Source organism: Streptomyces sp. NBC_01635 (assembly GCF_045209715.1).
GTDB lineage: Bacteria > Actinomycetota > Actinomycetes > Streptomycetales > Streptomycetaceae > Streptomyces > Streptomyces hirsutus.
The window spans coordinates 8,134,835-8,159,434 of record NZ_CP109277.1 but is presented as its reverse complement, the minus strand read 5'-3'; the positions used below and the strand labels follow the sequence as shown (position 1 = coordinate 8,159,434).

7 protein-coding genes are annotated in these 24,600 nt (G+C 71.8%); 4 read left to right on the top strand and 3 right to left on the bottom strand.

The features are described 5' to 3' along the window. Positions 1-225 precede the first annotated feature (225 nt). Positions 226-792 (top strand): LuxR C-terminal-related transcriptional regulator, encoded by a 567-nt coding sequence (locus OHB56_RS37245; RefSeq protein ID WP_055630467.1) that lies wholly within the window; start codon positions 226-228, stop codon positions 790-792. A gap of 251 nt (positions 793-1,043) precedes the next feature. Here OHB56_RS37245 and OHB56_RS37240 read toward each other — a convergent pair whose 3' ends face one another. The 3 genes from OHB56_RS37240 to OHB56_RS37230 form a co-directional block, all read right to left on the bottom strand. Further along, complete coding sequence (locus tag OHB56_RS37240; protein WP_406358273.1) at positions 1,044-10,547, bottom strand: type I polyketide synthase; 9,504 nt, start codon at positions 10,545-10,547, stop codon at positions 1,044-1,046. 57 nt (positions 10,548-10,604) lie between these two features. Continuing rightward, entirely contained in the window at positions 10,605-20,654 is a 10,050-nt protein-coding gene (locus OHB56_RS37235) for a type I polyketide synthase (RefSeq protein WP_406358269.1), read from the bottom strand. Between the two features lie 292 nt (positions 20,655-20,946). After that, a complete protein-coding gene (locus tag OHB56_RS37230) occupies positions 20,947-21,807 on the bottom strand; it encodes a 1,4-dihydroxy-6-naphthoate synthase (RefSeq protein WP_326756111.1) in 861 nt (286 codons plus the stop codon). 375 nt (positions 21,808-22,182) lie between these two features. On the opposite strand from OHB56_RS37230, the gene mqnE reads away from it, so the two are divergent. From mqnE to OHB56_RS37215, 3 genes are all read left to right on the top strand, one after another. Continuing rightward, a complete protein-coding gene (mqnE, locus tag OHB56_RS37225; protein WP_326756110.1) occupies positions 22,183-23,346 on the top strand; it encodes an aminofutalosine synthase MqnE in 1,164 nt (387 codons plus the stop codon). A gap of 95 nt (positions 23,347-23,441) precedes the next feature. After that, positions 23,442-23,741 carry a ferredoxin gene (locus tag OHB56_RS37220; protein WP_326756109.1) on the top strand — a complete coding sequence of 100 codons (300 nt, stop codon included), beginning with the start codon at positions 23,442-23,444 and terminating at the stop codon, positions 23,739-23,741. A 94-nt stretch (positions 23,742-23,835) separates the two neighbouring features. Further along, positions 23,836-24,597: a thioesterase II family protein gene (locus OHB56_RS37215; RefSeq protein ID WP_055627775.1), complete on the top strand. Its 762-nt coding sequence runs from the start codon at positions 23,836-23,838 to the stop codon at positions 24,595-24,597. The last annotated feature ends 3 nt before the right edge of the window (positions 24,598-24,600 follow it).

Sequence of the window (24,600 nt, the reverse complement as noted above, 5' to 3'; positions counted from 1 at the left end):
CCCGACCCGCCTCTCAGTAAAATCGCCCCCGGGCAGTAATCCCCCACAGTTGAATCCAGAAAGACGGTGCGTTTCGCAGTGACCACGCGAATAGCAGGCCCCTGGCACAACAGAGACAGGGCCGCGGCTCCGCACACTTCCTCGGCCCCTCAACGAACGCAGCATGACGGCCGGCCACACCTGGAGGCCAATCGCCGCCTGTACACGGCGCACATCGACACCGACATGCACATCGTGGCGGCGGAGCCCGACTTCTCCGTCCCGTTCGGCCGCACCTCGGCCGACGTCTGCGGACGGAATCTGTACGAACTGCTGCACCCCAGCTCCCCCTCGGTGCTGAAACGGCACTTCAACCGGCTGTCGGAGGGGCGCTGCACCCGCTTCGCCTCACGCATGGTCGGTCTCGGGGACGAGGGCCGGGCCTTCTCGGGAGAGCTGACGGGCATCGCCGTCCAGAACACCACCGGCCTCGTGTCGGGCATCGTGGTGCAGGTGCGGCCGGACGACGCGGTGACGGGAACGGACGCCGACGGCGGCGTCGTCAACCCCAAGGACCGGATGCTCAGCAAGCTCGACGCGCAGGTCCTCGAAGGGGTCGCCAGCGGCGCCTCCACGGTCCAGCTCGCCTCCCGGCTCTACCTCAGTCGGCAGGGTGTCGAATACCACGTCGGCCTGATGCTGCGGAAGCTCAAGGCGCCCAATCGCGCCGCTCTTGTGGCACGTGCCCATTCCATGGGCATGCTGTCGGTCGGCCAGTGGCCACCGCGGGTACTGCCGGATTTCATCAAGTAACAGCGTCCCTCCTCCCTGGGGCCACCTCCTCGACCAGGCACCACAGCCACCCAGCGGCCGACGCCGCACCGCCCCGCGAGGGCCCGGCGGCCGTACCGTCCCTATCGGTACGGCCGCCGGGCCGTGTACGGGGGCGTTCGCCGGGCTGACCACCTCCGGTCAGGCTGCGCGGCCGGTACCGTTTGCCGACGTCCGCCGACCGGGGCCCGTGGGCTCGCTGCGCGGTCGGCACCCGTGGCCGGCACCCGTCGCTACTGCTCCAACTCGCGGCTGATGAGGTCGAAGAGCTCCTCGTCACTGGCACCCTCCAGCAGGTCGCCGAGGGACAGTCCGTCGTGCGTCCCGCCGTCGTCGGCCCCGTCGCCGCCGACCGTCTCGATCTCACCCAGGAGAGCCCTGAGCCGGGCGCCGAGCAGCGTGCGGGCATCCTGGTCGGGGCCGGCCTTCATGATGCGGGCCACACTGGTCTCCAGGTCGGCCAGCATGGTCGCCATCGTCCCGCCCTCACCGGAGAGTTCGGCGTCCAGGTATCGTGCCAGCGCGGCCGGGGTGGGATGGTCGAAGACCAGGGTCGCCGGCAGCGAGAGACCGGTGTCCTTGATCAGACCGTTGCGCAGCTCCACCGCGGTGAGCGAGTCGAACCCCATGTCACGGAAGGCCCGATCGGCGCCGACACCACTGCTGTCGGTGTGTCCTAGGGCCCGGGCCGCGACCCGCCTCACATGGCCGAGGAGGGCTTCGGCGCGCGCCTGCGGCGACAGGGCGGCCACCTGCTCGACCAGGGCGGGCAGCCCTCCCCCGGCACCGGGCTCCGGCCACACCGCGTCGGACTCTCCCAGCGCCCCGACAGCCTGGGGAAGGCCGGTGAGAAGGGGCGCGGCACGACGGCTGGTGAACGCCGGAACGAAGCGTTCCCAGTCCACATCGGCCACGATCGCCGTGCCGTCGCTCCCGGCCAACGCCGACTCGAGTCCCAGCAGGGCACGTTCCGGATCCATCACCCGCAGGCCACGACGCTCCAGCTCCGCCGCGCCCCCCTCCGAGACCATCCCGCCGCCCGACCAGGGGCCCCAGGCCACCGACACACCCATCGCACCGCGGGCGCGACGGGCCTCCACCACGGCATCGGCCCACGCGTTGGCGGCCGCGTACACCGCCTGTCCGCCGCTCCCCCACACTCCGGCGATCGACGAGAACACCACGAAGGTGTCGAGGTCCTCGTCCCGCGTCAGCTCGTCCAGGTGTACGGCGCCCATCGCCTTCGCCGCCATGATCCGCTCCGCCCGGGCGGGCGTCGTCGCGTCGATCGGTTCGACGTCCAGTATTCCCGCCACGTGGGCGACGCCGTCGACCCGGTGATCTGCGAGCAGTGCGGCGACCTGGGCGCGGTCGGCGACGTCGCAGGCGACGACGTCGACGCGTTCCGCGCCGGCCGCCTCCAGCCGGGCGACCGTACCGGCCAGCCCTTCGACGTCGCTGCCGCCGCGGCTCGCGAGGACGAGTTCCCTGGTCCCCCGCCCGGCGAACCATTCGGCGACGCGCACACCGAGCGCGCCGGTGCCGCCGGTGACCAGGAGGCGCCGGGGAACGCGGCAGTCGCCGTCACCACCGAACGAGGCCGCCGCCGACGTGGACGGCGGTGCCGGACGCAGTCGTCGGGCAAGGACCGCCGCACCGCGCACCGCCACCTGGTCCTCGCCGCCGTGGTTCAACACCGAGACGAGCGCGACGAGTTCGTCGTCTCCCGGCTGTGGCGCCAGATCGACCAGACCGCCCCAGCGTTCCGGGTGTTCCAGCGCCGCCACCCGCCCGAACCCCCAGACGGCGGCCTGCGCCGGGTCGCCGGGCGCACGGCCGGGTCCGAAAGCGGCCTGGGTGAGGACCCACAGCGGCGCCGACGCCCCGAGGTCGCCGAGGGCCTGGACGAGCGCCATCGTCCCGACGACGCCGGGGTTCGCCTCGGAGTCCTGCTCTGCCTCTCCGACACCGGTCACGGGCATGGCCAGGCACGAGAGCACGCCGGCCGGCTCGGCGCCGTCGACGGCGGCTTCCAGGGCGCGGGCCGGCCCTTCTCGGTCCCGGGCATCGCAGGTGACCCGCTGCAGTCCGGGAACGAACCGCTCGATCCCCTCCAGCGGGAGGTCACCGGATGCCTGCAGCAGCAACCAGCGTCCGCCGAGGGTACGTTGGGTGGGTAGCTCCACCGGCTCCCAGTCGACACGGTAGCGCCAGCCGTCGACCTCGGCGCGTTCCCCGTGCTCGCGGCGGAGTTCCGCCAACGCCGGCAGAACGGCACTCAGCGCCTCCTCGGGCACCCCGAGCGTGTCCGCCAGGTCCGGTGCCCCCTGCTCCACCACCGACCAGAACGACGCGTCGCCCCGCAGGTCGGACGCGGTGGCAGATGCCACGGCGTGCGCGGTGACCGTGGGCCAGAAGCGCGTGCGCTGGAAGGCGTACGTGGGCAGGTCGACACCGACGGTTGAGCACGGGCCGATCACGGTATCCCAGTCGATCTCCGCTCCGTCGACGTGGAGCAGTGCGATCGCGCGGAGTACGGCGGTGTGTTCCGGGGTGTCCTTGCGGAGGGCCGGGGTGAGGAGCGAGGCGTCGTCGGCGAGCGCGGTGCGGGCCAGGGCGGTGAGGGTGCCGTCGGGGCCGATCTCCAGGAAACGGGTCACACCCTGGGCGCTGAGTGCGGTGATGCCGTCGGCGAAACGGACGGCCTCGCGGACGTGGCGCACCCAGTAGTCGGCGGAGGTCAACTCGCCCTCGGCGGCGAGGCGTCCGGTCACGTTCGACACGACCGGGATCGTCGGGGAGGCGTAGTCGATGCGCTCGGCCACCTCGCGGAAGGCGTCGAGCATCGGCTCCATCAGCGGCGAGTGGAAGGCGTGGGACACGCGCAGACGGGTGGTGCGCCGTCCCTGCGCCGTCAGCTCGGAGGCGACCTGCTCAACGGCCGACTCCGTGCCTGCGATGACCACGGCGCGGGGGCCGTTGACCGCCGCGACCGACACCTCACCCGCACGCCCTTCCAGCAGGGGCAGCACCTCCGCCTCGGCGGCCTCCACGGCCACCATCACGCCACCGGCAGGCAACTCCTGCATCAGCCGGCCCCGCGCCACCACCAGGGCACACCCGTCCTCCAGCGACATCACCCCCGCCACGTGCGCGGCAGCGATCTCACCGATGGAGTGGCCGATCAGGACGTCGGGACGGACACCGAAGGACTCCATCAGGCGGAACAAGGCCACCTCGACCGCGAACAACGCGGGCTGCGTCCACTCCGTACGGCTCAGCCGATCTGCGTCCTCACCGAACACGACCTCACGCAGCTCCTCACCGACCTGCGCGCACACCGCGTCGAAAGCCTCCGCGAACACCGGGAAGGCCTCGTACAACTCCCGGCCCATACCCGGACACTGCGCACCCTGCCCCGAGAACAGGAACGCCGTCCGACCACCGCTGCGTGCCTCGCCCAGGAGCGTGCGGAGGCCCGTTGCGCCCAAGTGGAGGTTCCGCAGTTCCTCGGCAAGCTCTTGGTGGGTGGCAGCGAGGATGACGGCACGCTGCTCGAAGGAGCTCCGGGTGGTGGCCAGAGCGCGGGCCATGTGGACGGGCGCCGAGTGGTTACGTTCCTTGAGCGTCTCGAGCAGTCTTCCGGCCTGGGCGCGCAGGGCAGCCTCGTTGCGGCCGCTCAGGAGCCACGGCAGCAGCACCGCGTCGTCATCCGACCCGAGATCATGAGGATCTGCCTCCTCAAGCGCCTGTTCCAGAATGACGTGGGCGTTGGTGCCGGAGAGGCCGAACGACGACACACCCGCCCGGCGCGGACGACCCGCATCGGGCCACACCCGGCGTTCCGTCAGCAGCCGCACCGCCCCCGACGACCAGTCCACATGCGACGACGGCTCATCGACATGGAGCGTGGCGGGCAGGACACCGTGCCGCAACGCCTCCACCATCTTGATCACACCCGCCACACCCGCAGCAGCCTGCGTATGCCCCAGGTTCGACTTCACCGACCCCAACCACAACGGACGACCCGCATCACGGTCCCGGCCATACGTCGCCAGCAACGCCTGCGCCTCAATCGGATCACCCAGCCGCGTACCCGTCCCGTGCGCCTCCACCACATCCACATCCGCAGCCGACAACCCCGCGGACGACAAAGCCGCCCGGACCACCCGCTGCTGCGACGGACCATTCGGAGCCGTCAGACCATTCGACGCACCGTCCTGATTCACAGCCGAACCCCGCACCACCGCCAGCACACGGTGCCCCAGGCGGCGGGCATCCGACAGGCGCTCCACCAACAGCACACCCGCGCCCTCACCCCAGCCCGTACCGTCCGCACCCTCACCGAACGCCTTGCACCGGCCATCGCCAGCCAGCCCACCCTGCCGGCTGAACTCCACGAAAGCCCCCGGCGTGGACATCACCGTCACACCACCGGCCAGCGCCAGATCACACTCCCCCGCCCGCAACGACTGCACCGCCAGATGCAAAGCGACCAACGACGAGGAACAGGCCGTGTCCACCGTCACCGCCGGACCCTCAAGACCCAGCACATACGACACACGACCCGACGCCACACTCGCCGCGTTGCCCGTGCCCACGTACCCGCCGAAGTCACCCTCCGACACACCCAACAACGCCGGATAATCCTGACCGTTCGTCCCCGTGAACACACCCGTCCGACTGCCACGCAACGACGCCGGATCCACACCGGCCCGCTCCACCGCCTCCCACGACGTCTCCAGCAACAACCGCTGCTGCGGATCCATCGCCAACGCCTCACGCGGCGACACCCCGAAGAACTCCGCATCAAAACCACCGACATCGGACAGGAACCCGCCGCGTGCGGTGTGGCTGGCGTAGGGGTTGTCCGGGGCAGGGGCGAAGAGCACGTCGAGGTCCCAGCCGCGGTCGGTCGGGAAGTCGCCGATGCCGTCACGGCCGTCGACGAGGAGAGTCCACAGGTCTTCCGGCGACTCCACACCACCCGGGAAGCGGCACGCCATCCCGACGATCGCCACGGGCTCGTCCAGCTCGACCGCGCTGCCGCTCTCCGCGTCGACCACGGTGACGACATCGTCCCCGAACAACTCGCCGTACAGGAAAGCGGCCAGCACCCGGGGCGTGGGGTGGTCGAAGACGGCCGTCGCGGGGAGCGGCACACCCGACACGGCAGCCAGGACGTTGCGCAGCTCGACCGCGATCAGGGAATCCACGCCCAGATCACGGAACGCCCGCTCCGCACCCACCTGTTCGGCACCGTCGTGTCCCAGCACCAGGGCCGTGAGCCTTTGGACCTCCTCCACCACGAGACGCTGTCCCGCCTCGCGCGGCATCCCGGCGATGCGTGAGCGCAGGGCGCTTTCAGGGCCTTCGGTGCCTCGCGGTTCGGCAGTGCGACCGGGATCGGCAGGGGCCACCGACGTGAGGAGCGCACTGGGGCGGACCGCGGTGAACGCAGGGACGAAGTCGGCCCAGTCGGCGTCCACGACCAGTTGGGTGGTGGCACGCGTGTCGAGCGCGGCACCGAGTGCGGAGAGGGCGAGACCGGGATCGAGTGCTGTCACGGCTCCCTGGCCGCGGCGCCGGCCACCGGCCTCCGCCGCCATGCCGTCGCCGGCCCAAGGGCCCCACGCCAGGGAGGTGGCGGGAAGGCCCTCCGCCCTCCGCTGTTCGGCGAGCGCGTCGAGGACGGCGTTGGCCGCGGCGTAGGCGCCCTGTCCCGGGCTTCCCAGTGTTCCGGCCAGGGACGAGAAGAGAACGAACGCGGAGAGGTCGCGGTCCCGTGTCAGTTCGTCGAGCAGGAGCGCACCCGTGGCCTTGGGGCCCCTGACCCTGTCGATGCGCTCGGCGTCGGTCGCCAGCAGCGTGGCGTCGTCCAGGATCCCGGCGGTGTGGAAGACCGCGTCGACCCGGTGCTCGGCGAGGAGCGCGGCAAGCTGATCGCGTACGGCGATGTCCACGACTGCCAAGGTGACCCGCGCGCCCATCTCCTCGAGTTCCGTGCATAGTTCGGTCGCACCCGGGGCCGACGCGCCGCTGCGGCTGACGAGGAGCAGGTCGCGGGCGCCTCGTTCCACCGCCCAGCGGGCCACGTGCGCGCCCAGGGCTCCGGTGCCTCCGGTGATCAGTACTGTTCCGCCGGGCTCCCAGCCCGAGGTGCTGCGTGGAGGGAGTGGTGCGGCCGGGGCGAGCCGGCGGCCGAAGATGCCGTGGGCGCGGACGGCGACCTGGTCCTCGCCGGGCTTCAGACGCGTCAGTGCCACGGCGAGACGGGCGCACACCCGGTCGTCGACGTCGGCGGGCAGGTCGATCAACCCGCCCCACACATCCGGGTGTTCGAGGGCCGCGACGCGGCCCAGTCCCCATACGGCGTTCAGCTCGACGCTGACGACACGATCCGCGCCGCCCACGCCGACGGCGCCCTGGGTGAGGGTCCACAGTCGTACGCCCGAGGTGGAGGACTCGGCGATTCCGCGCAGCGCGGCCAGGGCGCTCACGACCGGATCGACGTTCGCCGCAAGCCCGAGCAGGGAAAGGATGCCGTCCGGCTTCCGACGACCGCCGGATTCGTCCGTCCCGGTGGCGGCGCGGCTCAGCGCCTCGCCGCACGCGGCAGGGTCGGTGGGGTCCGTCACCTCGGCGATGCACGGGGTGATTCCCTGCTTGCGCAGGCCGCGGAGGAGGCCGTCCGCCGTACCGCGCGCCGCTCCGTCCAGGTCGGTGGGGAGCAAGACCGTCCACTCGCCCGTTCGAGACCGGCCAGCCACGGCTGTGGTCTCGTCGTGCAGGGTCAGCGGTCGCCAGGACACCTCGTACCGCAACGCGTCGAGCGCTGCCCGCTCCTGCCGCTGCCGGTACCACTTCGAGAGCGCGGGCATCACAGGCCCCAGCCTGTCCGCCGAGAGGTCGAGGTCCGCGGCCAGCGCCGACAGGTCCTCACGCTCCACGGCCGTCCAGAAGTCGGCGTCGACCACCGCGGAGGCGCGCGTCGGGCCGGAAGGAACGCGGGGTGACGGCTCGTTCGGAGCCAGCCAGTACCGGCGGCGTTGGAACGGATACGTCGGCAGCTCGACCGGCTGCCCGCCGTCCCCGCAGCGCAGCACCTCGGTCCAGTAGACCTCTGCTCCGTCGACGTGGAGCAGTGCGATCGCGCGGAGTACGGCGGTGTGTTCCGGGGTGTCCTTGCGGAGCGTCGGCACGAAGAGGGGGGCCTCGTCGAGGTCCGGGAAGCAGTTCTGGGCCAGGGCGGTGAGGGTGCCGTCGGGGCCGATCTCCAGGAAACGGGTCACACCCTGGGCGCTGAGTGCGGTGATGCCGTCGGCGAAACGGACGGCCTCGCGGACGTGGCGCACCCAGTAGTCGGCGGACGCCAACTCACCCTCGGCGGCGAGGCGTCCGGTCACGTTCGACACGACCGGGATCGACGGGGAGGCGTAGTCGATGCGCTCGGCCACCTCGCGGAAGGCGTCGAGCATCGGCTCCATCAACGGCGAGTGGAAGGCGTGGGACACGCGCAGACGGGTGGTGCGCCGTCCCTGCGCCGTCAGCTCGGAGGCGACCTGCTCAACGGCCGACTCCGTGCCTGCGATGACCACGGCGCGGGGGCCGTTGACCGCCGCGACCGACACCTCAGCCGTGCGCCCTTCGAGCAGGGGCAGCACCTCCGCCTCGGCGGCCTCCACGGCCACCATCACGCCACCGGCAGGCAACTCCTGCATCAGCCGGCCCCGCGCCACCACCAGGGCACACCCGTCCTCCAGCGACATCACCCCCGCCACGTGCGCGGCAGCGATCTCACCGATGGAGTGGCCGATCAGGACGTCGGGACGGACACCGAAGGACTCCATCAGGCGGAACAAGGCCACCTCGACCGCGAACAACGCGGGCTGCGTCCACTCCGTACGGCTCAGCCGATCTGCGTCCTCACCGAACACGACCTCACGCAGCTCCTCACCGACCTGCGCGCACACCGCGTCGAAAGCCTCCGCGAACACCGGGAAGGCCTCGTACAACTCCCGGCCCATACCCGGACGCTGCGCACCCTGCCCCGAGAACAAGAAGGCTTGAGGCTGCTCACCCCGCTCGTTTCCGCTCGTGACCCTCGGCGAGGACACGCCGTTGGCGAGTGCGTGCAGGGCCTCCGTCAGACCGGTGGCGTCGTCCGCGACGACGACTGCCCGATGCTCGAAGTGCGTACGTGTCGTGGCCAGGGACAGGCCCGTCCGGTGGAGGTCGATCTCGGGGTGTCGACCGACATGGGCCGCGAGAGCGCCGGCCTGTGCTCGCAGGGCCTCTTGGGAGCGACCGGAGAGTGGCCAGGCGATCGGGCCGTTGATCGTGCTGTCCTCAACCTGGACGTCCGGTTCCGGCGCCTGTTCCAGAATGACGTGGGCGTTGGTGCCGGAGAGGCCGAACGACGACACACCCGCCCGGCGCGGACGACCCGCATCGGGCCACACCCGGCGTTCCGTCAGCAGCCGCACCGCCCCCGACGACCAGTCCACATGCGACGACGGCTCATCGACATGGAGCGTGGCGGGCAGGACACCGTGCCGCAACGCCTCCACCATCTTGATCACACCCGCCACACCCGCAGCAGCCTGCGTATGCCCCAGGTTCGACTTCACCGACCCCAACCACAACGGACGACCCGCATCACGGTCCCGGCCATACGTCGCCAGCAACGCCTGCGCCTCAATCGGATCACCCAGCCGCGTACCCGTCCCGTGCGCCTCCACCACATCCACATCCGCAGCCGACAACCCCGCGGACGACAAAGCCGCCCGGACCACCCGCTGCTGCGACGGACCATTCGGAGCCGTCAGACCATTCGACGCACCGTCCTGATTCACAGCCGAACCCCGCACCACCGCCAGCACACGGTGCCCCAGGCGGCGGGCATCCGACAGGCGCTCCACCAACAGCACACCCGCGCCCTCACCCCAGCCCGTACCGTCCGCACCCTCACCGAACGCCTTGCACCGGCCATCGCCGGCCAGCCCACCCTGCCGGCTGAACTCCACGAAAGCCCCCGGCGTGGACATCACCGTCACACCACCGGCCAGCGCCAGATCACACTCCCCCGCCCGCAACGACTGCACCGCCAGATGCAAAGCGACCAACGACGAGGAACAGGCCGTGTCCACCGTCACCGCCGGACCCTCAAGACCCAGCACATACGACACACGACCCGACGCCACACTCGCCGCGTTGCCGGTCAGCAGGTGGCCCTCGATGCCCTCGGGCAGATCGTCGCCGCCGACGGCGCCGTAGTTCTGGTTGCTGCACCCGATGAACACGCCGGTGCGGCTGCCGCGCAGGGAGGTGGGTTGCAGGCCCGCGCGTTCGAGAACCTCCCACGAGGTCTCCAGGATCAGGCGCTGCTGTGGGTCCATCGCCAGGGCCTCACGTGGCGACACCCCGAAGAAGCCTGCGTCGAAGTCGGCCGCCGTGGTGACGAATCCGCCCTGTCCGGTGATGGCCGCGGCTCCGGTGTCCGCCGTGTCCCAGCCCCGGTCCGCGGGGAGCGGTGTGATGGCGTCGGTGCCGGACAGCACCAGGTCCCACAGCTGCTCCGGGGTGGTGACGTCGCCGGGGTAGCGGCAGGCCATGCCGACGACGGCGATCGGCTCGGAGGCCGCCCGGGCGAGTTCGTCGTTGCGCCGGCGCAGACGCTCGTTCTCGGAGAGGGAGGCGCGCAGCGCAGCGACGACGCGTTCTTCGGAGGTGGACATGCTCAGCTCCACTGGTTCGTGGGCGGACGGGGAGAGTGGCTGCGGGACGGGCGGTGCTCAGGAGGTGGAGTCACCCAGGGCCAGTTGAACGAGTGCGTCGACGTCCATCGCGTCGATCGCGCCGGGTGCGGGTGTGCCGTCGGGCAGACCGGGGACGTGTGCGGTGCCGTAGCCGGTGGGTCCGGAGGGGCCCGAGGGTTCGGTCGCCGCGTCGGCCGTTCGGGAGTCCGCGCCGTCGTGCGCCAGGGACAGGACGGCCGTCAACAGGCCGCTCTCCTGCCAACGGGAGAAGGGGATCGTGGTGAGGACGGTACGGAACGCGGCTTCGTCGTCGCCCCGTGCCGCCGCCTCGTCCGCGAAGAGTTCCTCGTAGAGGTGATCGGCGAGGTGACGCGGGGTGGGGTGGTCGAACACCAGCGTCGTCGGCAGCCGCAGACCGGTCTCGGCGTGGAGCTGGTTGCGCAGTTCCACCGCGGTGAGCGAGTCGAAGCCGACGTCCCGGAAGGATCGGTCGAGGTCAACGGCAGTGCCCGTCGAGCGTCCGAGCACGGCACCGGCCCGCTCCCGGACGATCTCCCGCAGGATCCGCCGGCGCTCCTTCTCCGGCCGGTCCGCGAGGCGCGCGACCAGGGCTGCGCGGGTGTCCTCCGTCTTCTTCCCCTCGGTGGCGTCGGGCGCCGTTGCCCCGACGGTGGGGAGGCCGCTCAGCAGAGGGCTGGGACGACGGCTGGTGAACGCGGGCAGGAAGCGGTCCCACTCCACGTCGGCCACGGCCACCGCACCACCGCGTCCTTCCAGCGCGGACGCGAGCCCCAGCAGCGCGCGCCCGGGTTGCATCACCCGCAGCCCGTGCCGGCGCAACTCGACCGCCCCGGCGCTCGACACCATCCCTCCGCCCGACCACGGGCCCCATTGCACCGCGACGCCCGCCAGGCCGCGGGCACGGCGGTCCTCCACCACCGCGTCCGCCCAGGCGTTCGCCGCCGCGTAGGCGCCTTGGGCTCCGCTTCCCCACACGGCCGCGATCGACGAGAACACCACGAACGCGCTCAGGTCACGGTCACGCGTCAGCTCGTCCAGGTACACCGCGCCGTACGCCTTCGCCCCGACGATCCGCTCCAGGTACGCGGTGTCGATATCGTCGAAGGGCATGTGGTCCGGTACGCCGGCCGCATGGAAGACGGCGTCGACCCGGTGCCGGGAGAGCAACGCGGCGACGGCGTCCCGCTCGCCCAGGTCGCAGGCCTCGACGCTCACGTGCCGGGCGCCCAACGCGTGTAGGTCCGCCACGAGTTCGGCGACCCCGTCCGCTTCGGCGCCGCGGCGGCTGGTGAGAACCAGTTCGTCGGCGCCCTGGCGGACGAGCCAGCGTGCGACATGAGCACCGAGGGCACCAGTACCACCCGTGACCAGAACCGGTCCGAAGGGCCTCCACGCCTGCCCGGTGCCGTGCGGCGCCGGGTCCTGACGCAGACGCCTGGCAAAGACCCGGCCGTCCCGTACGGCGAGTTGGTCCTCGGCGGAGGAGGAGGCGACGACGTCCGCGAGAAGGCGAGCGGCATCGCGGACCGGGGCCTCCGGCAGATCCACCAACCCGCCCCAGCGATCAGGGTGTTCCAGCGCCACGACCCGTCCGAGGCCCCAGATTCCGGCCTGCTCGGGACGCAGTCGGCAGTCGGCGGGCTGCCCGACGGTGACGGCTCCCTGGGTGACCCACCACACGGGCCCGGCCACCTCGGCGTCACCCAGTGCCTGAGTGGCGACGAGCGCCTGCACCACCGTGCCGGGCAGCACCATCACGCCCGCCACCCGCGTCGCCGGCGACGCCAGAGCGGCGGTGACGGCTCGGGCGGTTTCCGACCGGTCGGGACGCTCGGGAAGGGGCAGGAGTACGGGTTCGGACAGGCTCGCGGCAACGGCATCGACCAACGCCGTATCCGCTTTGGGGTGGAGGACGAGCCAACGCCCGGTCCGGTTCGCGCCGGGTGCGGGAGTCACTGCCTCCCAGTGGATTCCGTAGCGCCAGCCGTCCACCTCGGCGCGTTCCGTCCGCTCCCGGCGCCGACCGGAGAACTCCGACAGGATCTCCTGTACGACGTCCTCGCTGATGTCCAGTGCGGTGGCCAGTTCGCGTGCTTCCTCGGGCGCCGCCGGTTCCCATGCGGAAAGTTCCGGCACGGCCGCACTGCGCTTCGTCTGGGGCCAGTACCGCTCACGCTGGAAGGCGTACGTGGGCAGGTCGACGCCGACAGTGGAGCGCGGGCCGATCATGGCGGTCCAGTCGACCGGCACACCCGCCGTATAGCCGGCAGCGGCACACGACACGACGGCGTCCACCTCGTCACGGTCCTTGCGGAGCGTCGGCACGAAGAGGGGGGCCTCGTCGAGGTCCGGGAAGCAGTTCTGGGCCAGGGCGGTGAGGGTGCCGTCGGGGCCGATCTCCAGGAAACGGGTCACACCCTGGGCGCTGAGTGCGGTGATGCCGTCGGCGAAACGGACGGCCTCGCGGACGTGGCGCACCCAGTAGTCGGCGGACGCCAACTCACCCTCGGCGGCGAGGCGTCCGGTCACGTTCGACACGACCGGGATCGACGGGGAGGCGTAGTCGATGCGCTCGGCCACCTCGCGGAAGGCGTCGAGCATCGGCTCCATCAACGGCGAGTGGAAGGCGTGGGACACGCGCAGACGGGTGGTGCGCCGTCCCTGCGCCGTCAGCTCGGAGGCGACCTGCTCAACGGCCGACTCCGTGCCTGCGATGACCACGGCGCGGGGGCCGTTGACCGCCGCGACCGACACCTCACCCGCACGCCCTTCCAGCAGGGGCAGCACCTCCGCCTCGGCGGCCTCCACGGCCACCATCACGCCACCGGCAGGCAACTCCTGCATCAGCCGGCCCCGCGCCACCACCAGGGCACACCCGTCCTCCAGCGACATCACCCCCGCCACGTGCGCGGCAGCGATCTCACCGATGGAGTGGCCGATCAGGACGTCGGGACGGACACCGAAGGACTCCATCAGGCGGAACAAGGCCACCTCGACCGCGAACAACGCGGGCTGCGTCCACTCCGTACGGCTCAGCCGATCTGCGTCCTCACCGAACACGACCTCACGCAGCTCCTCACCGACCTGCGCGCACACCGCGTCGAAAGCCTCCGCGAACACCGGGAAGGCCTCGTACAACTCCCGGCCCATACCCGGACGCTGCGCACCCTGCCCCGAGAACAAGAAGGCTTGAGGCTGCTCACCCCGCTCGTTTCCGCTCGTGACCCTCGGCGAGGACACGCCGTTGGCGAGTGCGTGCAGGGCCTCCGTCAGACCGGTGGCGTCGTCCGCGACGACGACTGCCCGATGCTCGAAGTGCGTACGTGTCGTGGCCAGGGACAGGCCCGTCCGGTGGAGGTCGATCTCGGGGTGTCGACCGACATGGGCCGCGAGAGCGCCGGCCTGTGCTCGCAGGGCCTCTTGGGAGCGACCGGAGAGTGGCCAGGCGATCGGGCCGTTGATCGTGCTGTCCTCAACCTGGACGTCCGGTTCCGGCGCCTGTTCCAGAATGACGTGGGCGTTGGTGCCGGAGAGGCCGAACGACGACACACCCGCCCGGCGCGGACGACCCGCATCGGGCCACACCCGGCGTTCCGTCAGCAGCCGCACCGCCCCCGACGACCAGTCCACATGCGACGACGGCTCATCGACATGGAGCGTGGCGGGCAGGACACCGTGCCGCAACGCCTCCACCATCTTGATCACACCCGCCACACCCGCAGCAGCCTGCGTATGCCCCAGGTTCGACTTCACCGACCCCAACCACAACGGACGACCCGCATCACGGTCCCGGCCATACGTCGCCAGCAACGCCTGCGCCTCAATCGGATCACCCAGCCGCGTACCCGTCCCGTGCGCCTCCACCACATCCACATCCGCAGCCGACAACCCCGCGGACGACAAAGCCGCCCGGACCACCCGCTGCTGCGACGGACCATTCGGAGCCGTCAGACCATTCGACGCACCGTCCTGATTCACAGCCGAACCCCGCACCACCGCCAGCACACGGTGCCCCAGGCGGCGGGCATCCGACAGGCGCTCCACCAACAGCACACCCGCGCCCTCACCCCAGCCCGTACCGTCCGCACCCTCACCGAACGCCTTGCACCGGCCATCGCCAGCCAGCCCACCCTGCCGGCTGAACTCCACGAAAGCCCCCGGCGTGGACATCACCGTCACACCACCGGCCAGCGCCAGATCACACTCCCCCGCCCGCAACGACTGCACCGCCAGATGCAAAGCGACCAACGACGAGGAACAGGCCGTGTCCACCGTCACCGCCGGACCCTCAAGACCCAGCACATACGACACACGACCCGACGCCACACTCGCCGCGTTGCCCGTGCCCACGTACCCGCCGAAGTCACCCTCCGACACACCCAACAACGCCGGATAATCCTGACCGTTCGTCCCCGTGAACACACCCGTCCGACTGCCACGCAACGACGCCGGATCCACACCGGCCCGCTCCACCGCCTCCCACGACGTCTCCAGCAACAACCGCTGCTGCGGATCCATCGCCAACGCCTCACGCGGCGACACCCCGAAGAACTCCGCATCAAAACCACCGACATCGGACAGGAACCCGCCGAGTCGGGTGTACGTGGACGGGCCCGAGCCGTCGGCATCCAGGTCGTCGAGGGCGTCGAGGTTGTCCCAGCCCCGGTCGGGGGGGAAGTCACCGATGGCGTCCTCGCCCTGGAGGAGCAGTTCCCAGAACTGTTCGGGGGTTTCGACACCGCCCGGGAAACGGCACCCCATGCCGATGATGGCGATGGGGTCGTCGGAGAGTGGGGCGGGGTCGCCGACGGGCGCCGCGTGGCCGTCGGGGGTGCCGGCCGGTGCCAGTTCGGCCAGGAGGAGGTCCGTGACGGCCGCGGGGGTGGGGTGGTCGAAGACCAGGGTCGCCGGCAGGAGCGTGCCGGTCGCCTGGGAGAGGGAGTTGCGCAGTTCGAGGGCGGTCAGGGAGTCGAGACCCAACTGCGTGAAAGGCACGTCGAGTTGAATCTGCGCATCGGGGGCGTGCCCGAGCACGCCGGCCAGGGCGGAGCGCACGAGGTCGGTGACCGCCTCCCGGCGCCGTTGCTCCGGCAGGTGAAGCAGACCGAGCGGCGAACCGGCGGACGTCGGGCGAGCGGCGGCCTCACCCAGCGCAGGGCGGCCGGCCAGGGTGCGCAGCAGCGGGGGCAGCCTGTCGGCGGACCGGCGCAGCGCAGCGCGGTCGACGCGCAGCGGCACTGCCAGGCCCCCGGTGTGCGCCAGGGCCCGGTCGAAGAGGTCGAGGGCGTCCTCGGTGGGGAGGGCGCCGATGCCATTGCGGGCGGCGCGGTCGTGCGCGGCGTCGGCCAGTTCCCGGGTCATCGCGCTGTCGGCCTCCCACAGGCCCCAGGCGATGGAAACGGCCGGGTGCCCCTCGGCACGAAGGCGGGCGGCGTAGGCGTCGAGGAACGCGTTCGCGGCCACGTAGTTGCCCTGCCCGGGGCCCGCCAGGGTGGCGGCGGCCGAGGAGAACAGGACGAACGCCGAGAGGGAGAGGTCACGGGTCAGGTCGTGGAGGTTGACCGCCGCGTCGGCCTTGGGACGCAGGACCGTGGCGAGACGGTCGGGAGTCAGGGAGGTGATGACGCCGTCGTCCAGCGTTCCTGCCGCGTGCACCACGGCTCCGAGGGGCTGCTCGGGCGGCAGGCCGTGGATCACCTCGGCGAGGGCGTCGCGGTCGGCGGCGTCGCAGCCGACGACGGTGATCCGGGCTCCGTGGGCGGCGAGTTCGTCGGTGAGTTCGGCAACTCCGGGGGCCTGGACACCGCGCCGGTTGACGAGGAGCAGGTGGCGGACGCCGTACCGGGTGACGAGGTGGCGGGCCACGGCTGACCCGACCGTGCCGGTGCCTCCGGTGATGAGGACCGTGCGGTCGGTCGGGAACGCGGTGGTCGGACGCTCCGCGGCGTCCGGGACCCGGGTGAGGTTCGGCGCCAGCAACCGGCCCTCACGGAGCAGGAGTTCGGCATGATCGTGGCGTACGGCCTCCGCGAGTTGCGCAGGGGTGGGGGTGGTGTCGGCGTCGAGGAGCAGGATCCGTCCGGGATTCTCCGAGACGGCCGACTTCAGCAGTCCTCGGACCGCTGCCGTGGTCACGTCCGTCACGGTCTCTGCGGTGCCGGCGGCGACCGCTCCCCGGGTGAGCACCAGCAGGCGCGAGCGGGCCGCGCGCGCGTCGGTGAGCCAGTGCCGGAGCAGGGTGAGGGCGGAGGCGGTGGCGGTGTGCACGCCGGTCGTCAGGGCTGCGCCGGTCTCGGACCCGGGGGTGTGCCAGGGGACGACGACCAGGTCGGCGAACGGGGCGTCCGAGGTGTCCGCGAGGGCGGCGAGGAGTTCGTCCGGGCTGTGGTGGACCGGGGCCGGGACCGGTTCGGGCGCTGTGGCGGCGGCGACGGGGGTCCATGTGACGGTGTAGAGGTCGCTGCCGCGCTTCCGTGCGACGCCGGGGAGCCGGTCGGTGTCAACGGGCCGGACCGTGACGTTCCGAGCGGTGAGGACGGGCGCGCCGACGGAGTCGAGAACCCTGAGGGTGGCCTCCGTCGCCGACCGCGGGACGGCGTGCACACGTACGCTCGCGGCCGCGCTCGCGTGGAGCGTCAGGTCGGACCAGGTCACGAGGTGGGGGGCGGGCGCGCCGAGCGCGACCAGCGCGGCGTCGAGGAGCACGGGGTGGAGGGCGAACCGGGCCGCCTCGCCCGCCTTCGTCTCCGGGAGCACGGCTTCGGCGAACATCTCCTCGCCCAGGCGCCAGACTGCGGTCAGGGCGGGGGGTGCGACACCCTCCGCAAGCGCGAGCGCGTCGTACAGCTCGTCCGGGTCGACGGGGGTCGCACCGGGCGGGGGCCAGGTTCCGGCGGGGACGCTCACGTCGTCGGTGGCGGCTGGGGTGGCGGCGAGCGTGCCGTGCGCGTGTCGAGTCCACTCCCCGGGCTCGTCGGGGTCGTGGGGCCGCGCGTACAGGGTGAAGGTCCAGCGCTGTTCGCCCGTGACGGGCTCGGTGACGGTCTGTATCTCCGTCTCACCGGCCGCGGGCAGGGGCAGCGGCTCGTCGATGTGCAGTTCGGTGAGACGGTGGGCGCCGAGGCTGCGTCCCGTGTGCAGGGCCAGGTCGGTGAGGACGGAGGCGGGCACGAGCGCTCCGCCGCTGGTGGCGAGCTCACCGAGCCAGGGCTGGGCGCGTGCGGAGAGGCGTCCGGTCGCCACCACGCCGGCGGATCCGGCGAGGGCGATCCCGGCGGAGAGGAGCGGGTGCTCCCCGCGGTGCCCCGGACGGTCCGCCACCGGGTCCAGCCAGTAGCGCTGCCGCTGGAAGGGGTACGTCGGCAGGGGGACCACGTCGGAGGTCTCCGGCAGCAGGGCGCCCCAGTCGACGGTCCGGCCGGAGGCGTGCAGTGTCGCGAGCGCGGCGACCGCTGTGCGGGGCTCGTCCCGGTCCTTGCGCAGGACGGGAACGAACTCCGCGTCCTGCGCACGGTCACCCAGCACGGTCCGTGCGAGCGCGGTGAGGGTGCCGTCCGGACCGATCTCCAGGAAGCGCGTCACACCTTCGGCAGCCAGGGCACCCACACCATCCGCGAAACGAACCGCCTCGCGGACATGACGAACCCAGTAGTCGGCGGAGGCCAACTCACCTTCGCTCGCGAGCTGTCCGGTCACGTTCGAGACGACCGGGATCGACGGGGAGGCGTAGTCGACGCGCTCGGCCACCTCGCGGAAGGCGTCGAGCATCGGCTCCATCAACGGCGAGTGGAACGCGTGCGACACCCGCAGACGCGATGTACGCCGGCCCTGCCCCTTCACCTCGGACACGACCTGCTCGACCGCCGCCTCGACGCCTGCGATCACGACAGCCTGCGGACCGTTGACCGCCGCGACCGACACCTCAGCCGTGCGCCCTTCGAGCAGGGGCAGCACCTCCGCCTCGGCGGCCTCCACGGCCACCATCACGCCACCGGCAGGCAACTCCTGCATCAACCGGCCCCGCGCCACCACCAGGGCACACCCGTCCTCCAGCGACATCACCCCCGCCACGTGCGCGGCAGCGATCTCACCGATGGAGTGGCCGATCAGGACGTCGGGACGGACACCGAAGGACTCCATCAGGCGGAACAAGGCCACCTCGACCGCGAACAACGCGGGCTGCGTCCACTCCGTACGGCTCAGCCGATCTGCGTCCTCACCGAACACGACCTCACGCAGCTCCTCACCGACCTGCGCACACACCGCGTCGAAAGCCTCCGCGAACACCGGGAAGGCCTCGTACAACTCCCGGCCCATACCCGGACACTGCGCACCCTGCCCCGAGAACAGGAACGCCGTCCTGCCGCCCCGCCGGGCGGTCCTGACGATGACGTCGGGTGACGGTTCCTTGTCCGTGAGGGACTTGAGGCCGGCGGTGAGGGTGTCGCGGTCGGTTCCCAGGACGACGGCGCGCTGTTCGAAGAGGGAGCGTCGCGTGGCGAGGGTGTGGGCGAGGGACCGGTCGTCGAGGTCGGGACGGGTGTCGAGGTGGGCGAGCAGGGCGGCGGCCTGGGCGCCGAGGACGTCGGTGGTGCGGGCGGAGAGGGTCCAGGGGATCACCGGCGGCAGCGGGCGCGCGGGGGGCTCGTCGTCCTCCGGGATCTGCGTGGGGGCCGGTTCGGCCGCCGGGGCTTCCTCGAGGATGACGTGGGCGTTGGTGCCGGAGACGCCGAAGGCGGACACTCCGGCGCGCCGGGGCCGTTCGGTGTCCGGCCAGTCGACGGGCTCGGTGAGGAGACGCACGTTGCCCTCGGACCAGTCGACCTTGGTGGTGGGGGCGTCGACGTGCAGGGTGCGGGGCAGGCGGGAGTGGCGCAGGGCCATGACCATCTTGATGACGCCGCCGACGCCGGCGGCGGCCTGCGTGTGGCCGATGTTCGACTTGAGGGAGCCCAGCCACAGCGGCTGGTCGTCGGCGCGGTCCTGGCCGTAGGTGGCGAGGAGGGCCTGGGCTTCGATGGGGTCGCCGAGGGTGGTGCCGGTGCCGTGGGCCTCGACGGCGTCGACGTCCTGGGGCGAGAGTCCCGCGGAGGCCAGCGCCTGACGTATGACGCGCTGCTGGGAGGGACCGTTGGGGGCGGTCAGGCCGCTGCTGGCGCCGTCCTGGTTGACGGCGGAGCCGCGGATGACGGCGAGGACCGGGTGGCCGTTGCGGCGGGCGTCGGAGAGGCGTTCGAGCAGCAGGACGCCGGCGCCCTCGCCCCAGCCGGTGCCGTCGGTGGCGTCGGCGAAGGACTTGCAGCGGCCGTCGGGCGCGAGGCCGCGCTGGCGGCTGAACTCCAGGAAGGTGACCGGTGTCGACATGAACGCGACGCCGCCCGCGAGGGCGAGGTCGCACTCCCCTTGGCGGAGGGACTGCACGGCGAGGTGCAGGGCAACGAGGGAGGAGGAGCAGGCGGTGTCGACGGTGAGGGCGGGACCTTCGAAGCCGAAGGTGTAGGAGATGCGGCCCGAGGCGATGCTCGCGGCGCTGCCGTTGCCCAGATGCCCTTCGACGCCGGGGGGCGGCTCGGGGAAGCGGGTGGCGTAGTCGTTGTACATGACGCCGGCGAACACGCCAGTGGCGCTGCCGCGCAGGTCGGCGGGGCGCAGTCCGGCGCGTTCGAGGGACTCCCAGACGACTTCGAGCAGCAGGCGCTGCTGGGGGTCGGTGGCCAGAGCCTCGCGGGGTGACATGCCGAAGAAGGCGGGGTCGAAGTCGGCGGCGTCGTGGAGGAAGCCGCCCTCGCGGGTGTAGCAGGTGCCGGTGCCGGCGGGGTCGGGGTCGTAGAGGGCGTCGAGGTCCCAGCCGCGGTCGTCCGGGAAGGGGGTGATGCCGTCGGTGCCGGTGTCGACGAGGTGCCACAGGTCCTCGGGGGTGCGGACCCCGCCGGGGTAGCGGCAGCTCATGGAGACGACGGCGATCGGTTCCGTGGCCCTGCCCTCGACCTGGCGCAGCCGGGCGCGGGTGCGCTGGAGGTCGTTGGAGACACGGGTCAGGAAGTCGCGCAGCCTGTCCTCGCTCATGGTCGGTCTCCCTTCGGCAGCGGGCGCGCCGGCCCGCCGGTGGGCACGGGGGCATCGGGCGGGCCCCGGCGCCCTGTGGGGCGTCGGGGTCGGTGAGGGGCGGGCGTGCCACCCGATGCCCTCGTGGGGACAGGCCGTGGCGCTCCCGGTGCCGGGCCTGTCCCTCGGGCCCATTGTGGGAAGGGTGGTGCCGGTGTTCGGGGTTCGCGCCGGGTGCTCTAAGAGAACTTCTAGCGTTGCCGGGCGTCGGGAGCAGCGGCCGTGAGCCGGCTGTCCGGCGTGGGCGGGTCGCTCACAGGGCGCGGGTCGTTTCGAGGGCGCCGTCGGGGAGGCGGGGCAGCAGGCCGAGTCCGGCGGAGCGGTCGAGCAGGGTGCGCACGGCGTGCAGGCCGTTCTCGCCGAGGTCGGCGGTGAACTCGTTGACGTAGAGGTCGATGTGCTGGTCGACGACGTCGGGTTCCATCTCCTGGGCGTGGCGCAGGACGTGGGCGCGGGAGGCCTCGGGGTCCTGCCGGGCGGCGCGCAGGGAGGCACGGACGGTGTCGGCGATGGTGCGCAGCGCGGGCTCGCCGAGGGATCGGCGGGCGACGATGGCACCGAGAGGGATGGGCAGTCCGGTGCGCTTCTCCCATTCCTCGCCCATGTCGGCCGCGCAGTGCAGGCCGTAGCGGCCGTAGGTGAAGCGGGCCTCGTGGATGACGAGTCCGGCGTCCACGGCGCCGTCGCGGACGGCGGGCATGATCTCGTGGAACGGCAGGACGACGATCTCGCCGACGCCGCCGGGCACGGCGTCGGCCGCCCACAGCCGGAACAGCAGGTAGGCGGTGGAGGTGGTGCTCGGGACGGCGACGCGGGCGCCGGCGAGGCGGGCGGGCTCCGTGGGGTCGGCGACCAGGACGAGGGGCCCACAGCCGTGTCCGAGGGCGCCGCCGCAGGGCAGGAGCTCGTAGTCGTCGAGGATGTGCGGCAGGACGCCGTAGGAGACCTTCAGGACGTCGAGTTCCCCGCGCTGGGCCTGGCCGTTGGTGATGTCGATGTCGGCGAGGGTGAGCCGTACGTCGGGGGCGTCGGGGAGCAGGCCTTCGGTCCAGGCGTGGAAGACGAACGTGTCGTTGGGGCAGGGCGAGTGCGCGAGACTCAGTGGTGCCGGCATGGGGTCCCCTTCGTCAGGTCTGTGGTGTGGGCGGCGTGCCCTCAGCAAAGCTGTTGCGGGTATGGGGTTTTCCCCAGACTGCCCTCCCTCAGGATGGGGGAGCCCCACCCGACGCGGCGTCGGTACCCACCGGCCGGCCGGGCCCGCGGCTGCTGGATCGTTGGCCGGCGCTGCGGGCACGTGACGGCCCGCCGGTGCGACGGAGTGTCCGTGTGGTGCGGTCCCGGCCGCGCGTCCGCCCGTCTCCGGGCGCGGCGGCCGGGACCGTGGTCAGTCGGCGCCGGTCGTCCGGGGCTCGCCGACGTGGCATCCCGCGCCCCGTGCGCAGACCCCACTACGCGTGCCGCCAGGCACTGAACGAGGAGGTTCCCGGCCATGGACGCTGGGCTCAAGCGCGAGCTGGAGGAGAAGGTCTTCTCCGGTGAGCGGCTGTCCCGTGAGGACGGCATCGCCCTGTACGAGTCGGACGACCTGGCGTGGCTGGGCGGTCTGGCACACGAGGTGCGCACCCGCAAGAACGGCGACGTGGTGCACTTCAACGTCAACCGGCACCTGAACATGACCAACGTGTGCACGGCGTCCTGCGCCTACTGCTCGTTCCAGCGCAAGCCGGGCGAGCAGGACGCGTACACGATGCGCATCGAGGAGGCCGTTCGCCTGGCGAAGGCGATGGAGAACGAGCACCTCTCGGAACTGCACATCGTCAACGGCCTGCACCCCAACCTGCCGTGGCGCTACTACCCGCGGTCGCTGCGGGAGCTGAAAAAGGCGCTGCCGAACGTGGGGCTGAAGGCCTTCACGGCGACCGAGATCCACCACTTCGAGACCATCTCCGGGATGTCCGCCTCCGAAATCCTCGACGAGCTGATCGACGCCGGTCTGGAGTCCCTCACCGGCGGCGGCGCGGAGATCTTCGACTGGGAGGTCCGGCAGCACATCGTGGACCACCGCACCCACTGGGAGGACTGGTCCCGCATCCACCGGCTGGCGCACGAGAAGGGGCTGAAGACCCCCTGCACCATGCTCTACGGCCACATCGAGGAGCGACGCCACCGCGTGGACCACGTGCTGCGGCTGCGTGAACTGCAGGACGAGACCGGCGGCTTCCAGGTCTTCATCCCGCTGCGCTACCAGCACGACTTCGTGGACATGAAGGACGGCAAGATCCGCAACCGGCTCCAGGCCCGCACCACCATGGCCACCGGCGCGGAGGCCCTGAGGACGTTCGCCGTCTCCCGGCTGCTGTTCGACAACGTGCCGCACGTGAAGGTCTTCTGGGTCATGCACGGCGTGCAGACGGCGCAGCTCGCCCTGCAGCACGGGGCAGACGACATGGACGGCTCGGTCGTCGAGTACAAGATCACGCACGACGCCGACAACTACGGCACCCCGAACAAGCTGACGCGCGAGGATCTGCTGGACCTGATCCGCGACGCCGGGTTCCGGCCGGTCGAGCGCAACACCCGCTACGAGATCATCCGCGAGTACGACGGCCCGGACCCGCAGCGTCGCGAGGCGCCGCAGCCGATGCGCGTGTGACCCCGGCCGGCCCTCCGTGGCCGGGCCCTTCGTGAACCGGCGTGCACGTCCCACCACCGTGCGCGCGCCAAGACGACACTGCCAGGCAGGTGTTTATGTCCCCGCAGACGACGAACGACGAGGACCTGGAAGTCTGGATCGACCAGGACCTGTGCACCGGTGACGGTATCTGTGCCCAGTACGCGCCCGAGGTGTTCGAGCTGGACATCGACGGTCTCGCCTACGTCAAGAGCAAGCAGGACGAGCTGCTCCAGTCGCCGGGCTCGACGACCCGCGTCCCGCTGGATCTGCTCACCGACGTGGTCGACTCGGCCAAGGAGTGCCCCGGCGAGTGCATCCACGTGCGCCGGGTCTCCGACCAGGTCGAGGTGTACGGTCCCGGGGCCGACGACTGATCCGGCCCCCGCTCCCCCGGCCACCGGGCGTCCCGCCATGCCGCCCGGCGGCCGGGCCCGGGCACACGACACTTCGGAAGGACACGTACATCCCATGAGGTCCCCCACCCCCGACAACCTGTGGATCCGCAGGTTCCGGCCCTCCCCCGACGCCGCCGAGCGGCTGGTGTGCTTCCCGCACGCCGGGGGTTCGGCCAGCTTCTACGTGCCGGTCGCCGACGCGCTCAGCCCCGGCGTCGACGTCGCCGCGATCCAGTACCCGGGGCGTCAGGACCGGCGGCACGAGCCGGGCCCCGCGTCGGTGGCCGAGCTGGCCGACCGGATCGTCGAGGCCCTGGCCGGGTGGGACGACCGTCCGCTGACCTTCTTCGGTCACAGCATGGGCTCGCTGGTCGCGTTCGAGGTGGCGCGCCGCATGGAGCGCACCGGGTCAGGGCCGGTCCGGTTGTTCGCCTCGGGACGGCGCGCACCGTCCCGCACCAGGGACGAACGCGTGCACACCCTCGACGACGACGGGGTGATCGCCGAACTGCGGGCGCTCGCCGGCACGGACGCCCAGGTACTCCAGGACGAGGAGCTGCTGCGCATGGTGCTGCCGGCGATCCGCAGCGACTACCGGGCGGTGGAGACCTACCGCTGCGAGCCCGGGGCGGTGGTGCACTGCCCCGTGACCGTCCTGACCGGTGACGCCGACCCCCGGACGTCACTGGAGGAGGCACAGGCCTGGAGCGAGCACACCCTGTCCGATGCGGACGTGCGGGCCTTCGCCGGCGGCCACTTCTTCCTCTCGGAGCGGCCCGCCGAGGTGCTGGCCGTCCTCAACGAGCACTTCGCCGCCTCGGCCCGCCAGGGCTGACCG